Source organism: Prosthecobacter fusiformis, assembly GCF_004364345.1.
In the GTDB taxonomy this organism is placed as follows: domain Bacteria; phylum Verrucomicrobiota; class Verrucomicrobiia; order Verrucomicrobiales; family Verrucomicrobiaceae; genus Prosthecobacter; species Prosthecobacter fusiformis.
Map to the genome: position 1 here is coordinate 281103 of NZ_SOCA01000005.1, position 16613 is coordinate 297715.

The 16613-nt window shown below is 50.6% G+C and carries 14 protein-coding genes; 10 read left to right on the forward strand and 4 right to left on the reverse strand.

What is annotated here, in order from left to right; translation table 11 throughout:
- The first annotated feature begins 115 nt into the window (after positions 1-115).
- Positions 116-442, forward strand: coding sequence for a helix-turn-helix domain-containing protein (locus EI77_RS15145; RefSeq protein WP_208300367.1), 327 nt, complete (start codon positions 116-118; stop codon positions 440-442).
- Between the two features lie 4 nt (positions 443-446).
- Positions 447-1031 (forward strand): ImmA/IrrE family metallo-endopeptidase, encoded by a 585-nt coding sequence (locus EI77_RS15150; RefSeq protein ID WP_133796130.1) that lies wholly within the window; start codon positions 447-449, stop codon positions 1029-1031.
- Here the strand turns inward: EI77_RS15150 and EI77_RS15155 are convergent.
- On the reverse strand, positions 1028-2101 hold the full coding sequence (locus EI77_RS15155; RefSeq protein ID WP_133796131.1) for a Fic family protein: 1074 nt from the start codon (positions 2099-2101) through the stop codon (positions 1028-1030). The two genes, EI77_RS15150 and EI77_RS15155, sit on opposite strands and share 4 nt — an antisense overlap.
- A gap of 175 nt (positions 2102-2276) precedes the next feature.
- Between EI77_RS15155 and EI77_RS15160 the strand changes: the two genes are divergently transcribed.
- A complete protein-coding gene (locus EI77_RS15160; protein WP_133796132.1) occupies positions 2277-3647 on the forward strand; it encodes a hypothetical protein in 1371 nt (456 codons plus the stop codon).
- A 476-nt stretch (positions 3648-4123) separates the two neighbouring features.
- Here EI77_RS15160 and EI77_RS15165 read toward each other — a convergent pair whose 3' ends face one another.
- Entirely contained in the window at positions 4124-5266 is a 1143-nt protein-coding gene (locus EI77_RS15165) for a DUF4116 domain-containing protein (protein WP_133796133.1), read from the reverse strand.
- Positions 5267-5459: 193 nt separating this feature from the next.
- Between EI77_RS15165 and EI77_RS15170 the strand changes: the two genes are divergently transcribed.
- From EI77_RS15170 to EI77_RS15190, 5 genes are all read left to right on the forward strand, one after another.
- Positions 5460-6245 (forward strand): SOS response-associated peptidase, encoded by a 786-nt coding sequence (locus EI77_RS15170; RefSeq protein WP_133796134.1) that lies wholly within the window; start codon positions 5460-5462, stop codon positions 6243-6245.
- Positions 6246-6265: 20 nt separating this feature from the next.
- The gene (locus EI77_RS15175; protein ID WP_133796135.1) at positions 6266-6718 is read left to right on the forward strand and encodes a LexA family protein; all 453 of its coding nucleotides are present in this window, start codon (positions 6266-6268) and stop codon (positions 6716-6718) included.
- Positions 6719-6724: 6 nt separating this feature from the next.
- Positions 6725-10981 carry a DNA polymerase III subunit alpha gene (dnaE, locus tag EI77_RS15180; RefSeq protein ID WP_133796136.1) on the forward strand — a complete coding sequence of 1419 codons (4257 nt, stop codon included), beginning with the start codon at positions 6725-6727 and terminating at the stop codon, positions 10979-10981.
- A gap of 649 nt (positions 10982-11630) precedes the next feature.
- On the forward strand, positions 11631-12428 hold the full coding sequence (locus EI77_RS15185) for a prepilin-type N-terminal cleavage/methylation domain-containing protein (protein ID WP_133796137.1): 798 nt from the start codon (positions 11631-11633) through the stop codon (positions 12426-12428).
- Between the two features lie 100 nt (positions 12429-12528).
- Positions 12529-13413, forward strand: coding sequence for a prepilin-type N-terminal cleavage/methylation domain-containing protein (locus EI77_RS15190; protein WP_133796138.1), 885 nt, complete (start codon positions 12529-12531; stop codon positions 13411-13413).
- A 764-nt stretch (positions 13414-14177) separates the two neighbouring features.
- Here the strand turns inward: EI77_RS15190 and EI77_RS15195 are convergent.
- Positions 14178-14750, reverse strand: a complete 573-nt coding sequence (locus EI77_RS15195; RefSeq protein ID WP_133796139.1) for a VapC50 family PIN domain-containing toxin — start codon at positions 14748-14750, stop codon at positions 14178-14180.
- Positions 14750-15217 carry an excisionase family DNA-binding protein gene (locus tag EI77_RS15200; RefSeq protein ID WP_166647281.1) on the reverse strand — a complete coding sequence of 156 codons (468 nt, stop codon included), beginning with the start codon at positions 15215-15217 and terminating at the stop codon, positions 14750-14752. The genes EI77_RS15195 and EI77_RS15200 overlap by 1 nt, the downstream gene beginning before the upstream one ends.
- 624 nt (positions 15218-15841) lie before the next feature.
- Here EI77_RS15200 and EI77_RS15205 point away from each other — a divergent pair.
- On the forward strand, positions 15842-16159 hold the full coding sequence (locus EI77_RS15205; protein ID WP_133796141.1) for a DUF6876 family protein: 318 nt from the start codon (positions 15842-15844) through the stop codon (positions 16157-16159).
- A gap of 73 nt (positions 16160-16232) precedes the next feature.
- On the forward strand, positions 16233-16613 hold a 381-nt coding region (locus tag EI77_RS15210), incomplete at its 3' end, for a transposase (RefSeq protein ID WP_279586911.1).

Here is a 16613-nt window from a genome sequence, read left to right on the forward strand (position 1 = left end):
TGATACAACTCTTCACTTGTCCGTCAAGTGCAACAGTGTATTATTCATCTGATTTTTTTAAATCCAGACCATGCCCACTGACTCGTCACAATCCGACATCACACGACTCGCTGCAATGTTACGAGCCCGCCGGGGAACTCGCGGGCTCAGGAGTGTAGCCCAGGAAATCGGTGAAATAAGTGCGTCTACCCTCTCACGTATCGAGCAGGGAGGCGTTCCAGATCTCGAAACCTATTTGCGTATCACCAAATGGTTAGGGATCCAGACCGAGCACCAAGGACTTTCGGGAGCGGGAGAAACCGCCACCCCAGAATTAATTGAAGCACATTTTCGGGCCGAAAAAGTCCTTCCCCCAGATACGATACAAGCTCTCTCTGACATGATTCGTCAGGCTTATAAATGGGCCGAAAACAGGGGCATCGGCACCAATCCATCGAAATAGTTTCATGAAACATGGGTTCAAAACATGGGCCGAAAAAGAGGCTCTTCGTCTGCGTTCCGAAATGCAACTTTCGGAAGATGCCACGTTGCCTGCAAGAGGGCTGGCGCAGCATCTTAAAATCGAAATCGCCACCCCACCAGAAATTGGCGTTGATGAAAAAACTTTGGGTGTTCTGCTTGGTCCTGGGACATCCAGATGGTCAGCTGTTACGCTCTATCTGCATAAAACTCCCTTTGTGGTTTTTAACCCAACGCATAGTGAACAACGCCAGGAGAGCGACTTGATGCATGAATTCGCTCACATTCTTTGCAAACACTCTCCAACAAAGGTCCTTGTAGGGGGAGGCTTTCCCTTCCCAATCCGGGAATATAATAAGGATCAGGAAGAAGAAGCTGACTGGCTTGGGGCAACCTTAAAGTTGCCCCGGAACGCCCTGCTATCGGCTGTGAAAAAGGGCCTTACCGATGAAGAGTTAGCAGAGCAATTTAAGTGCTCTGTACCTCTTGCTCGTATGAGGCGAAACCGCTCTGGCGTGAAAATGCAATTGCAGAGGCTGCAAGCATTGAAGGCCAACAGAGGTTGGAACTAATTCTCTGGTTCAAATTTTCCTCTGGTATAGTATACCCCCCTCCCGCGACCGTGTCGTGTGAGCAGCCCTGCATCAACGAGTTCTGAAATTTTTGCTTTCAGTGTATTGCGATTTCCACCGGTAGCTTTTACGGCCTCCGCGAGTGTGATTCGATCCGTGTCATCAAGCATTTGTATGACCGCTGCCGCTAATGGTGAACTGGCTTCTACACGGTTTTGCTCAATCCTAATTTTCGCGTTGAGATTTTCTTTCTGACGGACAAGGCAGCGCAGAAAATAAACCAACCAGGATCCCCAATCTGGTGTGTTGCCCCTCAAAGTGGATTGGGTCTTTCTCAGCGCCTTATAATAGAATTCTTTGTTCTCTTCGATCACTGATTCCAAAGAAGCATAAGGCACATAGCTATAACCGTAGCGAAGCAGCAGCAGGGTCGTGAGCACTCGCGACAGCCTGCCATTCCCATCTTGGAAGGGATGGATGGCAAGGAACCAGACCACAAATATGCCGGTTACAAGCAATGGATGAAGATCCCCATCACGTTCTGCTTCAATCACCCAATCCACCAGGCGCTTCATAGCAAAAGGGGTTTCAAAGGGAGATGCCGTTTCAAACACGATTCCGAGTTCTTTCCCATGCTCGTCAAACGCAGCCACATGGTTATCCAAAGATTTATAGTCACCTCGATGCCGCTCGTCTTTCCCCGAATATTGAAGCAGCGTTCGGTGCAGTTGGCGGATGTGATTCTCAGTGACAGAAATGTGCTCGAACGATTCGAAGACCATATCCATCGCCGCTGCGTATCCTGCGACTTCTTCTTCATCCCTGCTTCTAAACTCTTGGATTTTGAGCCCGGACAAGAGCGTTGCCACTTGCTGGTCCGAGAGCTTGCTGCCCTCAATACGGGTTGAGGAGCCAATGCTCTCAATGGTAGCGACCTTTTTAAGCTGCGAAAGCTGATCTCGGGACAGACGTTTGAATGCCCGCCACTGCCCCTTGAACTCATCAAGAGAAGCAATCAGCTTCAGCATTTCTGCTGTAATTATGGGTTCAGGATTCAGATTTCGTAACATTTCGCATCCATTCAATATCCAATTATATCCATTTCACATCCATTCTTCAATACAAAAAAACTCATAAGATCTATTTGCATTTTCGTGGAAAAAACTGGCAGTGGTTTTCTCATCAGGCTTCGCTCAGATTTGTGAGCTTTAGAGCCCAAGTAACGTTTCATTTCATCCACTCACCATGCCCGACCAAGCCATAAAGGACCGCTATCGCTCAGCTCAACGACTAGATAACTGCTTTTACCGCAGTCTAGGGAGCTATTGCTTCTACACTCAGTCGATTGAGCTTCCGAGCATCTCTGAGCAAGATTTTGCTGAGGCGGCAAAACTGGCGACTGATTTGAAGTCTAGCGGTGCAACGACGATCTCCCCGGCACTTTATGAAAAGCTAAAGCATATCCATCCAGTTTCAGCTCACGAATACACCCACTTCCTGGATTGCACGGCAACCGTGTGGGGAATTGATCTTCTTTTAAGCCTCTTTCGTGCATATGGCTTGGGTGATGATGAAACGAAGTACTTTCACGCGAAGGAAGCGAATGAGCAAATTCAAGGGATCAAGATGCCTGACTATTACTCGGTCATTCAGGAATCAGTTTCGCCGACACGCCCTTGGAAATACAGAATCTCTACAGGTTCCATTTTTGACAAAAACGGTAAACCCTCATCTCGCCAAATTCCTTTTCTACACTTTTTGAATGCTGAAAATGAATTCCTCGCAAGAGCACCGATAAGCCTGCTCTCTATGCTGGAGGCCTCATCAACGTTTCAAGAGTTGAGGTCACATGCACTCTTGATCCGTCAGTTACCGGATGATTCAAAATGGGTCGAAAACTCAACATTTGGTCAAACCTTCATGAACCGATTGTACGATCACCAGCTTACAGAATATTCGGTTTGCACCCACCTCATCGCCAACCGGAACAATATCACTGATCCAATGATAGCCTACTATTATGCGGCGATTATTTCTCGCTTCTGCCTAAATCTTAGAGCTTCAGACATTCCGAAATTTTCAATAGTTGATGCAGTAGCAACAGCACTTTCTTTGGACGGGTCGCCTCACCGGCAGGAGATAATCTCCCGTCTAAATGCGTCTCTGGCAGCTGGCGACCGAGCAGTGCTCTTTTCGGTTTTAGCTCGATCTTGTGATATCGTGGGAGCACTCGCCAGCAAAACTACGCCACGAACCAGCCTTTCACAAGCATGCCAACTGTTCGGCGTAGAATTGGCCGAATTGGAGACCTCCGCAAAGGAAGCATTTTCGGAACTACATGAGCAATTGTCTCATCTTCCCAATGTTCCCCCAGCAATTGCTGCATCGTGCCTCCACAATTTCCAAGCCCAAGGAGATATCTATAACGTAAAATTTGATTTCACGGCAATGGAACTCCCCCCTGCAATGTATGGGGATGGCGAGCTAAGACCAGCTTTTATCGGAGGACGAAAGATATTCAAAGACTTTGATGTGGAGGAGCATTTTCTAGCAGTTCAGCCAAAGCGGGATTGGATGAGGCAGTTTAGTGAGGCCTGTTTCGTAAAACCGAATTAGTGGAAGCCAAACTGTATCGCGCCCGCCCATCCGCCCTTGTGGCTCCGCGCCATTCGTCCCCCAAGCTTCCCGCCACGCGCCTGCTCGGAACAATCTCCTTCGCTGCCACCTGGCCAGACGCTTCCCTTCCTACCAGCCGAAACAGAACCACTGCGCTCACAAGGCGACAACATATCGCCCTCCTTCGCCCACCGCTTCGATTGTCGCACTTTCCACGCCTTTAGTTCCGTTTGTTTAAAACCTCAATGACCATTAATCAGTCGATGGGCAAAAAACTGAATTGAGCCGCTTGCCCTTCACCCGGTGCCGGGCACCTTTTGAACCATGTGCGGACGCCTTAACCAGTATGCCAGGATCCCGACTTTCATGGTTGCTGGGCTAGCGCTTGAGATTAAGCGCCATTTGGCAAAGGCTCGTAGAACACGCATGTCGCTATGTCGTAATCCAAGGATTCCAAGCCAGAGACTCAGAAACATTCAAACGCTGGCAACCCTTCTCCCCTTGTCTTTTGATGAGGCTGTAGCCAGCGCTTCCTTGGATTGAATGACAGATTTCTCAGCTGGTGCCTTGTCATTCGGCTTAGTTCCTTTAGCCGTTTGCTTTACTCTATCCACGAACTGCTGTACCTCTTCACACGGATTTTCGATATGCCGAATTGCGTGAACATTTTGTTCCACTGCGGCGAGCTGCACCTCTTTACTCGGTTCTTTGATATACTGAATTACGCGACCTTCTTTTTGCACTGCGGCGATCTGTACCTTTATGGTTGGGTTATTAATATACTGAATTGCACTTGCCCATTTTTCTAAAGCAGCGAGTTGAACCTCTTCACTAGGATCCTTTATATACTGAATCGCGTAACCATCTTTTTCCACTGCGGCGAATTGAATATTTTCACTCGGTTTTTTAATATACTGAATTGCATGACCATTTTGTTCCACTGCAGCGAGTTGAACTTTTTCACTTGGTCTTTTGATATACTGAATTGCGCGGCCATCTTTTTGCACTGCCGTTAGTTCAAGATCCTCACTAGGCGCTCTTATATGTTGAATTAACTCTGGCTTTCTCGCTACGGCAAGAAGTTGAACTTTTTCAGTCGGTTTCTGTATTTCTAGTAGCAATGTGGGATCCGATTTCACCGCAATTAATTGAGCTACCTCGCACGGTTCTGACATTTCTCTTATTCTCCACCCATCATACCCCCCTGATAAATCTACAACCTGTTGGCGATTCCGAGCCGCCCTTGTAACTTGCTCAGTTGGATTAATAATATACTGAATTGCTATCGGATCTCGTTTTATGGCAGCAAGTTGGATTTTTTTAATGGGATCTATTATATACTGAATTGCATGGCCACTTCTTCGCACTGCAGCGAGCTGTACTTCTTCACTCGGTTCTTCGATATACTGAATTGCGTATGCCCATTTTCTCACAGCAGCAAGTTGAACCTTTTCACTAGGAGCCTTTATATACTGAATTGCGTGACCATTTTTTTCCACTGCGGTGAGTTGAACCTTTTCACTTGGATTTTCAATATACTGAATTGCCATCCCGTCTTGTTTCACTGCGGCGATTTGCAGTTCTGTATTCGGAATTATATTACCATCTGATACCAACATCTTAATCCTGCCTTTACATATGTTATATATTTACCGTATTAAATTAATAAATAATAATTTGCAATAGATAATATTTGTATAGTTAGTGATAATTAACACTTTTTGAAAAAGTCTTCGCGACCTTGATTCAGTCGTGGGGCAAAACCTGAATGAGCTGCTTGCCCTTCATCCGGTGCCGGGCACCTTCTGAATCATGTGCGGACGCCTAAACCAGTATGCCAGAATCCCGAGTTTCCGGGTTGCAGGGCTGGCGCTTGAGATCAAGCGACATCTGGCAAAGGCTCGTGAAGACAAGCGTTCACGGATTTACATCCTCAACAACATCTGCCCGACTGATTACGCCGACGTGGTCATTCAGGAGGAAGACGGTCTCGCTGTTGAGCGAATGCGGTTCGGGTTGATTCCAAACTGGGCGCGAGGCTCCAAAGCGGAAGTGTCCAAGAAGTTCACCCGCACCTTTAACGCTCGCTCCGACAGCATTTTTGAGCTGGGCTCATATCGGCAAGCCATCCGCAAGCGGCGCTGCATTGTCCCAGCGCGGGGCTGGCATGAATGGCCTGACCGCACCACCCCCTACTACATCCACAGATCAGACGATCAGCCGCTGTGGCTGGCTGGCATCTGGGATGTTTGGGAGAGCAATGCCGCAGATGACCAGGAAGAGCCGGTCATCACCTCAATGAGCGTGGTTACGACCCCGCCCGGAACCTATATGAGCAAATTCCACGACCGAAGCCCGTTGGTCTTGGAGGGCGACGCCATCTCGAATTGGTTGAAGCCTAATCTACAGGAATCGGACCTCCGGACGCTCCTAGAGCCCTACGAATGCCCGCATTTGGAAGCCTACCGCGTTTCCACCAGTGCCAATTCTGCAAAAAACAAGACCGAGGAAGTTCTTCATCCAATTTCTCCCCCTGTTCCCTGGGGAGACGCCCCGCCGGAAGAGCCGCCAGAAAACGAGTACTTGAAACTGTTCTAAAGAACAGTATTCGGTGCGCCATGTTAACGGCGGATCAGAATCAGTCCCTTCGAACCCTTTGGCGCTGCCTTGCACGCCAATGGAAGCTCAGGTCAATTCCTCTGCTCGGCACCATCGTTGCAGGCAGGGCTGAGGTGCCCGAAAGCACGATGGAGGCCTGCCTTACGGTTGACCCTGACACGCTGGGGCTGCCAAAGAACAACCGCACTTTTGCGCTTAAAGTTCAGGGCGACTCAATGCGAAACGCTGCCATTCTGGAAGGGGATGTTGTGGTGATGGAATTTCGGGAAGCCAAGCACGGGGACATTGTTGCAGCCCTCATTGACGGGGAAACCACCCTGAAACGCTTTTTCGTAAAGAATGGAGTGCCCTACCTGCGGGCATCCAACCCCAAATACCCGGACCTCATTCCCGCCCGCGAGCTGGTAATCCAGGGCGTTATGGTGGCTCTTCTCCGGCTTCCCAAAAAGTGAACCTTTATGATGCTGCATTTTGATGCGGATGCATTTTTTGCTGCGGTCGAACAAGCCGCCGATCCGAAATTACGCGGCAAGCCCATAGCAGTTGGCGGGCAGAAACGCGGCGTCATTGCATCTGCCAGTTATGAAGCGCGACGGCTTGGGATCTATACCACCATGCCAACAGTGAGAGCGCGTAAGCTCTGCCCTTCTCTCATCATCCTTCCGGGCGATTTTGAGAAATATGAGCGCTTCTCAAAGCTGATGTTTTCATATGCGTATGATTTCACTCCGCTGGTGGAAGTGGCTTCAATTGACGAGTGTTACATGGACCTCAAAGGAGCCAAGGATACTCGTGCGGTCTCAACTGCGTTGACAATCCAAAAGGCAATTTCCCAGTCGCTGAAGCTCTCTGTTTCCGTCGGCGTTGGAGCGAACAAGCTGGTCTCCCAAATTGCCTCCAAGCTCAAAAAGCCCCACTGCTTCATTGAAGTATCACAAGGCGGTGAACAGGATTTTTTATGGCCGCTGGAAAATAAATGGCTCCCCCTGGTCGGACCTCATCTCGCAGCCAAGCTCAATACCGCCGGACTCCGCTGTGTTGGTCATGTGGCTGCAACACCAGTGGATGAATTATCGCTGGTTGTCGGGACCAGCGCCCCTACCCTGCATGAATATGCTCTCGGGCGCGACGACCGACCCGTGGTTTGTGATGCGCCTGAGGCCAAGAGCTACGGTGAGCAGGAAACCTTCGGGCAGGATACAACCGATACCGTATTCATCATCGCCCGCCTGCGCTGCATGGCTGATGGGCTGATGAGGCGTGTCCGCCATGATGGCAAAAGCATACGCACGGTGAGTTTGCGAGTGCGATACAACGACATGGACGAAACCACTCGTTCGTCCAGCCTGGAGGAGCCAACCGACCTGGAGCATGATGTTTACCCGCTGCTTGAAACACTGTTGCATCGTGCCTGGGAAAGGCGCGTCAGCATCCGGCTGGTCGGCCTTCGCTTCACCAAGATTTATGAGGCGGGCTTCAGCGCCAGCCTCGGTCTGGAACAGTCCGACATTACCCGTGCACGCCTTCATATTTTGTCGGTGGTGGTCGATCATCTCCGGCATAAGCAATGCAGCATCATGCGAGGTCATGATCTCTGGCTATCAAAGCACCGTCAACAGCCTCGTGAGACCCTGCCTAAGCCGCAAGTCATCACGGGCGAAGTTAAAGAAAGCTCTCACCGCGTCCTGCGTGAGCGGGCGGAAAACGGTCCTCAGATCTTTGTCCCATCTGCGCAGAGCCTCACCGCTCCCGCATTGAATGTGAAAAGCTGTTACAGCTTCCTTGATTCAGCGCTCACCATTCCAGCGATGATCAAGGCTGCTACTGGCTACGGCATCAAAGCCCTCGCAATCACCGACCCCAACCTGCACGGAGCTGTTCCGTTTTATCAGGCAGCAAGCGCAGCCGGCATCAAACCCATCATCGGAGCAGAGCTGCTTAGCGGCAGCACCCACCTGCTGGCATATGTGCAAAACAAGACCGGCTACCAGCATCTCTGCCGGTTGCTTTCCTTTGGTAAAGGAGGCCACGTTACGACCGAGCAACTACAATCCCACCGGGAGGGGCTTATCATTACGCCCGGCAATGCTGACGCAATCGCACTGCCGGAGATCCGTTACCACAAGGCCGCTGACAAAATGCTCTTCAGCGTTTTGCAAAGCATGAAGACATTGACGCTGCTTCATGAACCGCACCCACAGAAACGACGCGGGGATTTTGCATTCCCGCTACCAGTCGAATGGGGCAGATATTCCCCGCAGGCGCTAAAGGCAGCACATGAACTGGCTGACCAATGCGAGTTCGCTTTTGATTTTAAAACCCTGCGTTTTCCTAACTATGCACCAAGAGATGGCTCCACACCTGCCGCCATGCTATCCAGGCTGGCGCATGAAGGTTTAAAGCGTCGTTACGGCAGCAATGCAGATTCACATCTGGCGCAGCTCCGCGAAGAACTCGAGATCATCGCTGAAGTTGGCTATGAGGAATATTTCCTCACCGTTTGGGATCTTCTTCAAGAATGCCTCACCCATGATATTCATTGGATCACCAGAGGCAGTGCCGCTGATTCGCTCGTGTGCTACTGCCTCGGAATCAGCAATGTTTGCCCGATCAGGTTCGAGCTGTATTTCCGCAGATTTTTGAACCGCGACCGCATGGCTCTCCAGAAGCTTCCCGATATTGATATCGATTTCGCGCATGATAAAAAAGATGCCGTGGTCGAATTGCTCCTGAAGCGCTACGGCCCGGAACATGCCGCTATTGTGGGAGGGTTTAACACCTTTCAGGCAAAGTCAGCTTTCGCTGATATCGCCAAAGTTCTTGGCGTTGCTGAAAATGAAATCCGCCGCTTAACGCAGCATATGCCATGGACAGATGCGAAGCACGCAGCCGATGCTGTAGCAATGTCGCGTGAGTGCGATAACACGCCCTGGCAGGAAGAGCCGATGAGAACCGCATTACTCATGGCTGGCATGCTCGACGGCTTTCCCCGCTATCCTAAAATGCACCCTTGCGGCGTGGTTCTTTCCCGCTGCCCGATTCGGGATCTTTCCCCCACCTTCCAAAGTACCAAAGGCTGGCAGACGACCCATTTCGACATGGACAGCGTTGAAGCTGTCGGGTTGATCAAGCTCGATATTCTCGCTCAAGGCGGTCTTGCCGTACTGCGTGATACCAAGAGCATGCTCCAAGCTCAGGGCTTCACAATGAGTTTAGATAACCTTGAAGTCGGAGGCATTGGAGGAACCGAGGAACCACCACGCAGCCCAGATGCAGAGCCTTGGAGCGATCCTGAAATCTGGCAGATGATTGCCAGTGGCAATGGACGTGGAGTTCACCATATCGAAAGCCCTGCCATGACCAGTCTGGCTTGCATGGCAGATGTGCGGGACATCGACAGGCTGGTTGCTATTGTCTCAGTCATCAGACCGGGTGCCGCAAACGGTCTTAAAAAGACCCAGTTTGCGCGCCGGGCGCAGGGACTTGAAGCCGTTGATTATGTCCATGAAAGTCTGTCAAAAGTCCTGCGCTCAACCTTCGGGGTTGTCGCATATGAAGAGCATATCCTCCAAATCTGCGAGGAATTTGCCGGACTACCAGGCGGTCGCGCAGATGTTCTGCGCCGTGCCCTGGTAAAGCAAGATGAAGCCAAAATTGCCGAGGTTAAAGTCGAGTTCATGGCGGCTGCAAAAGCTCGCTCGAGGGATGCCTACAGCATTGCCCATGTCTGGGATCTTGTAGCGGGATTTAAAGGCTACGCTTTTTGCCGCGCTCATAGCACCGCCTACGCGGTCGAAGCTTATCAAGGCGCATACGCCAAGCGCTACCACCCTGCTGAGTTCATGGCATGCGTCCTAACCAATGGTAAGGGCTTTTATTCACCGCTCGTCTACACTTTGGAATGCAGGCGGCTTGGGATTGGTTTTTTAAGCCCAGACGTGAATGCTTCCACCGATGCCTTCACAGTCGAACCCGTGCAAACGCCGAGCGGCACGCACGCACCCGCTTTAGCCAAATCCATTCGCGTTCCCCTGCGCTGCGTTAAAGGCTTGAGTGAGACAACACTTGCTCGCTGGCGCAAAGAACGAGGCAAAGCACCGTTTCAAAACGTGCGCGATTTCTGTGAACGGGTCCATCCCCAAGGACAAGAAGCTCTTGATCTAATCCGGGTGGGTGCCTTTGACAGTCTGGGGGGCACCAGGACCGAGCAGTTTTGGCGCTGCCTGCATTCAGCGCGTGATGACGCTATTGATTCAGATTGGCTCTTCCGCAATACCAAGGAAGAAGCCATACGGGCGCAGTTCCGGGAGGAACCTGGCATCCTTCAAATGCTGCAGGATGAAACCGAGCTGCTGGGATACACAGTCAGCGGCCACCCGCTGGATTGTCATCCAAACATTCGCTGGAATACCTATTGCCCAATCTCCGAACTGCCCCGCTATCATCGCCAGAAGGTAACCGTGTGCGGCCTGATTATCGTCAGTCGCTCACATCTACAACAGAATGGTGAGCCGATGAAGTTCATCTCCATTTGCGATCGGTCAGGAATTGTGGAATGTGAAATCTTTGCTGATGCATACCGCGCCTACGGTTTGGCAACGGTGCGCTATCCGATTGTTCAGGTTACGGCCGAAGTAACGCCCTTCGATAACCAAGCAGGATTCACTCTTGCTGTGCAACGCATTGAGAAAGCCAGGCATTTGCAAACTGTTTAAGCTCAAGGGCTTATAAGACTATGCCTGTGAGCATTTAGAATACGCCCACATGTGGGATTTAGATAACACAGAATCACCTATCTCGTTGAATGCACTGCGCGACCATTCTGATTGGCAAGCTAAAGCCCTTACTGGGCCGCTCAAACAGATATTCGGTTCCCCCTAAAGGTCGCCCCCAATTATCCGTGTTGCCCGCCACGCTGCGCTCCAGTGTAGCAGGACTTTTTATGCACTGCCATCAAGGCCGCGACAGTCGCAGCCACAAACAAGAAAGGAGACATATTATGTTAGAACTAAATCACCCTGGTAAAATCGTATTTGAAATCCTCGTGGGCAAAGTCAAAGCCGTCGTGCATAGAAGAAGAATTGGATCTACCTGGGTTCACACAGTGAACGTCATCCGCTGTTTTGAACCAAACGACTACTGGTCGGCAGAATATGGGTTCCTTCCTTCCGACGTAGCCGATATAATGGAAGCGACCGTCCATGCCAGAAGATGGTTAAGACAGCATTGCCTTCAATACACCGTGCATTTGCCATAGTTATTAAGGAGAGCCACACCTATACCATGTGGCTCTCCTTGCTCTTAAAAACTGGCAACTTGACTTCACTTTGCGAAGTTTGTTATACTTAGCATGGGAGATGGAATTTGCAGAATCATCGTTTATCACGTCAAGGCTTCACACTGGTTGAGCTGTCGATTGTGCTGGTCATAATCGGTCTGCTTATCGGCGGAATTCTGATTGGGCAGAGTTTGATTGATAGCGCGAAGTTGGTGAAATTAGTCAAAACCATCGAGCAATACGAAATCGCTGCCACAACTTTCAAAAGTAAATTCCGCGCCATACCCGGCGATACAAATAAAATAGCACCTAATGGCAATAACGACGGTCAGATTCACGGGGTGAATACCCTTTACAATACACTGACTTCATGGGCGCTGGCTGGCTCCGAACCGATAAACTTTTTCTATCACTTATCAATCACAAGAATGGTAAATGCCAATTTTGCAGCTTACTCTGGACCTGATAGTTTTGATGGAAATTTTTCCGGCTTTGTCCCAAAACTTGAGTATGGAACAAACTGTTTCCTAACAGTTTATGACTATAGGGCAGTTTGGGGTGCAGGATTAGATTTTGGCACCGCTTTTGCCATAACATCTGGTGTCAACGCAGGTATTAGCAAGTGCATGACAGCCGAGGAGGCTGCCGGTGTTGATGCAAAACTCGATGACGGAAAACCTATGAGTGGAAACACAAGACAAATGTTTCCCTATTCAGGACCATATATTAGCAATCATCTAGGCTGCGATGATAATGCTCTAAACTATGACATGGGCGGTGTTTGGAACGAATCCACTGGTCTCAAAGAATCCACAGAAGGCAGTTCCGAAGCAATGAATAGGGTTGAATGCTTGTTAGCAGTAAAAATCAGATTGGATAATTAAACCAAACAGCTATCACAGATTCTCATGAGCCCTTGCCAATATGGTGCAGCTTGACTTTGCAAAGCGAAGTTTGTTATACTCTTCCTCGTAGAGAGGGAATTTGCAGAAACATCGTTTATCACGTCAGGGCTTCACACTGGTTGAGCTATCAATTGTACTGGTTGTTATCGGGCTGCTTATCGGCGGAATTCTGATTGGGAAAAGCTTGATTGAGAGTGCAAAAATTAATGCTCAGGTGAAGCAGTTTCAGCAGATGGATATCGCGGTCAGCCAGTTCAGAAGCAAATATAGGCAGCTCCCTGGCGACAGTAATCTTTTCCCTTCCAATTATAAAGCGGATAATGACGGGGCTATTGAAGGCTCAATCAACCATAATGGTCTGGGTGCGACTCAAAAAATTAACGGCGTTAATTACGCCGCTTTCTCAGTCCCTGCCGAAACAGCGCATTTCTGGTACCACATGTCTTTGTCAGGCGCTATTTCCAAGCAATACACCACATATGATTTTGCGGTGGGACCAGTTCCCGGCGTTAATAACCCGGCGGCAGAATTGGGAAGGAAAGGCTCGATTATATTAGCAGGCACTATCTCTTCTAATGCATTTGAAGTCCAGGCACCACCTGCGCATTACTGGGGGCTATGTCCCTCACAGACAGCACGCGCCCCAACAGCAACAGTGAACAGCGACCCCTGCAACTCTCACCCACATTTTTTCAATCCTACACATGCTGCAACTTATGCATCTGCCTATGCTATGACACCTGTTCAAGCACTTGCAATCGACTCTAAAATGGATGATGGGAAACCCTGGAAAGGCGACGTTCTTGGAATGGGCGCGCAGCTTGGTTATGCACCAGATGGTTCCAGTTGCACTTATGCCAGCGCAACAGCGAATCCGAATACTGACTATAACTTAAGTGCTGCAAAGGCGAATATTAATGGCTGCAATATTCAGATCAAAATGTTCAGTATTTCTGGTCGTTGACTATCGCGTCAAGGCTTCACTCACGCCTACTTTGTGCGGCGCTACCCATTCTAACGGGTTGGATCAAGTAACACCTCGCAGAGAAGCTCCGCACTGCCACCGCAAGCAACCCCACCATTCCTCGGCTCGTTTGTGGCAAGCCCTTCACTCTCCGCCTAATGGCCAGCTTGCTCCCCACCCTGCTCTTTGACCAAACCACGCCATGCAAGACAGCGACCATTTTGCCCACCTTCGCCCGCCTTTCTTATCGCCAGTCTTTGCATTGGCTAAAGTTCCGTCCGCCTCTGAATGACCGCCAAAACGATGGTACAAGCGTCTGGCCGAAATACCTGCACGGTCAATTCTTCTCATTTCCCCTCAATGGTCCCTCCTCTTGAGATTTTGAAAACGTAACATCCGTGCAGGACAGTCAATAACCTGCCCGCTCCAAGTGTCCGTGTTGGGCATGACAACATCCCGCTTAACCGTCTGTTCTTCACGTTTCCAATCCCATCGGGGAGTAACCAATCAAGGAGACAATCATGAAAAGAGCAGACAGACAAGTATATCAAACAACCATCGGCAGCATTAAAGTTGTTGTTGTCCGAAGAGAAACATATGGCATTACCCAACACATGATCAGACTTTTTTGCTCTTACGACCAAGGAAAGTCGTTTAGCGGCACAAGCACAATCTTGTTCACGCACACATCTGATGCCATTGAAGCCCTAGCGCGTGCATCTCGCTGGATCAGAAAGGAGGAGATCAGAATCTTTGCGTCTTAGCTAAATGTCTTCTGTCCTATGCCTGATCAAAGCCACGGCATCGAAGAGCCTTTGCTGCTCTAATGTGCCGAGGTACTCATTAGCAGATCTGGGCGGGCTTTTGAGGCTCGCCCGATGCTCGCGCATGATCTCGATGACCAAGTCTTGATTCGTCTCTAGCAGTCTCATCAGCAGCTCATCTGGCGTCCATATCTCCAGGTTATGGGTGCCCACAACCGACATCGGAAAATCAGCCAGGTTCCATGTAACAATGGCAGCAGCTTCACATTCAATTGCGGCCGCCAGAACATGACGGTCATCAACATCCGGCAGGGTGAGTGCCTCCATGTGCCGTTCATATCCACTCACGAGGCTGTCATGGGCGTGTTTGTTCATCAGCTCACGCGTTCTCTCCAGCTTCTCTCGCGTCAAATCCTGCCGCTCGCGCAGCACCGCCGTAATCCACTCCTCATGAATCTTCTCCGACCATTTTGCCTGGATCATTCCATAGACGGCAAGCCGCATGAACAAATCACGCAGCGGTGCCGGATATAAAACACAGGCATCTAGAACAACGACAGGAGCAGAAGTCATTAATACCCCATGTCGAGGCGTTGACCCTCTGCCGCCAGTTCATCCAGAACCTTGAGTCGGGCATCCTTTTCCCGCTGCTTGTAAGCCAGCACATCCCTGGTATAGGCGCGTCTATGCGTTCCCACCTTGCGGCTTGGAAACGCCCCTTCATCAAAGAGCTTTGATGCATACGGACGCGACACATTCAAAAGCTCTGCCGCTTCCTGAGGTGAGATCTCCTCATCCACCGGCATCATCGCCACGGTCTTTCCATCGGCCATCCCACTGATGGCTTCCACCAGTAAACGAAACGCACTGACAGGAATCGAGACTTCCTGACCTTCAATTTGCATTCCGATGGAATCTCTTTTTCCAAACTTCATGCTGCCAATCTGACGACGGGATTCCCGCGCCATAAGCACATCCTTTTCTGTTGGGACGAGCGGTTCGTTAAGTGTGAGCATAATGACCTTCCTTTTCTCCATCATATCATACATCTGCAACAATTGCAATATCTGAAATAAATGAAACGGCTGGTGGAGGGAAAAGCCTTTCCCTCGCGCCTACGCTGTGCGGCGCTACCCATTCCAACGGGAGGTGTCCCGTAACGCCCTCGCCCACCACATGGGGCAGGCAGTCTCTCCAAGACCGCTACCGCGCAGGAAAGCCAGCCCACGCCATTGCAGCCCTCCGCATCACCAGATGAAGCTGCCTGATACGCTACCGGCGAAGCCGTCCACTGCTCATTCACTTCATCCCGTGATGATCCTTCGTGCCTGTCGGCAGGTATAGCCGCCGCCAAGACGGCTAGGCGCAAATCCAGCCATTCGGCTCTGCAAATCAGTTCAGCTCCTTGCTCCAGTTATTAAAACGATACCTGGAAGTGCCGATTCACAGCCAGTCAGCAATTCGTGTCCTGCGCTTTGCTCTCGTGTTTTGTTCTCATCGCGGGGTGATGGCTCGGGATATGGCAGAAGCCGTCTGACCGTCAACTCCCGGCCCGCTCCATTCGCTACGCTCCCGTGTTGGGGGCATGACCGCCAGCCTCTTGGCCCCTGCCTTTGCACCGTCGCCCCCGCAGTGGGGGATAACAAAACAAACGGAGCAAAATTATGACGCAGAAAACACTCACTAAAGCTGAATTGAGCCAGTTCACCGGCACCGAACTATGGCACCGCCACAGCATCGCACGAAACGTGCTTTACACAGATGGCGCAAAGCACGTCGCTGAATCCGCTGGAGCCTACTGGCTGCTCGATGAAATCGCCTTCGCTCAATCCATCCGGGCAGTTACCGCAGAAGGCTTCCAGCTCTGGAAGCTGAAGGTCAGCCCCAACCATTCAGCCACGCTTGCCTGTGAAGACGGCAATTCAAACATCGTCTTTTCTAGGGCGTGTTTTAAAACTGTACAAGTTCTAAAAATGGCCTAACAAGAGGGATGCACCTGCACCCAAAAATACCAAGCCGTCGTTCCTAAACTGGCCGAGGTTATAAAATCCATAGATTCCTAAATACCAGAAGGACGAGGAGGCTGGACTCCGACCAGGTCGGCCTCTCAGTGATTTGAAGCTGGTTATCGCAGGTGTTCTGCACGTGCTCAAGGAAGGCGGCTCCTGGCGTGCTTTGGACGTCCCTGGCGTTGCCTGGGAAACCGTTTACGGCCACTTCCGCCGCTGGGCCAAGGCCGGTCTCTGGGATCAGGCCATGCAGCAGATGAAATGGCATGCAGGCAAGAACCTCGGCATGATTGACTCCACCCACATCAAGGTCCACCGGGACGGGGCCAACCCCGCCGGAGGCCAGGAACAACAGGCCATGAGCCGCACCAAGGGCGGACTCAACACGAAGCTGCATGCTGCGGTGGACGGGCGCTGCCAGCCACAA

Bases quoted from the DNA above. Each gene is read 5' to 3' on its own strand.
- EI77_RS15145 (WP_208300367.1), top strand. From the start codon at position 116: ATGTTACGAGCCCGCCGGGGAACTCGCGGGCTCAGGAGTGTAGCCCAG.
- EI77_RS15155 (WP_133796131.1), bottom strand. From the start codon at position 2,101: ATGTTACGAAATCTGAATCCTGAACCCATAATTACAGCAGAAATGCTG.
- EI77_RS15195 (WP_133796139.1), bottom strand. From the start codon at position 14,750: ATGACTTCTGCTCCTGTCGTTGTTCTAGATGCCTGTGTTTTATATCCG.
- EI77_RS15205 (WP_133796141.1), top strand. From the start codon at position 15,842: ATGACGCAGAAAACACTCACTAAAGCTGAATTGAGCCAGTTCACCGGC.
- dnaE (WP_133796136.1), top strand. From the start codon at position 6,725: ATGATGCTGCATTTTGATGCGGATGCATTTTTTGCTGCGGTCGAACAA.
- EI77_RS15165 (WP_133796133.1), bottom strand. From the start codon at position 5,266: ATGTTGGTATCAGATGGTAATATAATTCCGAATACAGAACTGCAAATC.
- EI77_RS15160 (WP_133796132.1), top strand. From the start codon at position 2,277: ATGCCCGACCAAGCCATAAAGGACCGCTATCGCTCAGCTCAACGACTA.
- EI77_RS15175 (WP_133796135.1), top strand. From the start codon at position 6,266: ATGTTAACGGCGGATCAGAATCAGTCCCTTCGAACCCTTTGGCGCTGC.
- EI77_RS15200 (WP_166647281.1), bottom strand. From the start codon at position 15,217: ATGATGGAGAAAAGGAAGGTCATTATGCTCACACTTAACGAACCGCTC.
- EI77_RS15170 (WP_133796134.1), top strand. From the start codon at position 5,460: ATGTGCGGACGCCTAAACCAGTATGCCAGAATCCCGAGTTTCCGGGTT.
- EI77_RS15150 (WP_133796130.1), top strand. From the start codon at position 447: ATGAAACATGGGTTCAAAACATGGGCCGAAAAAGAGGCTCTTCGTCTG.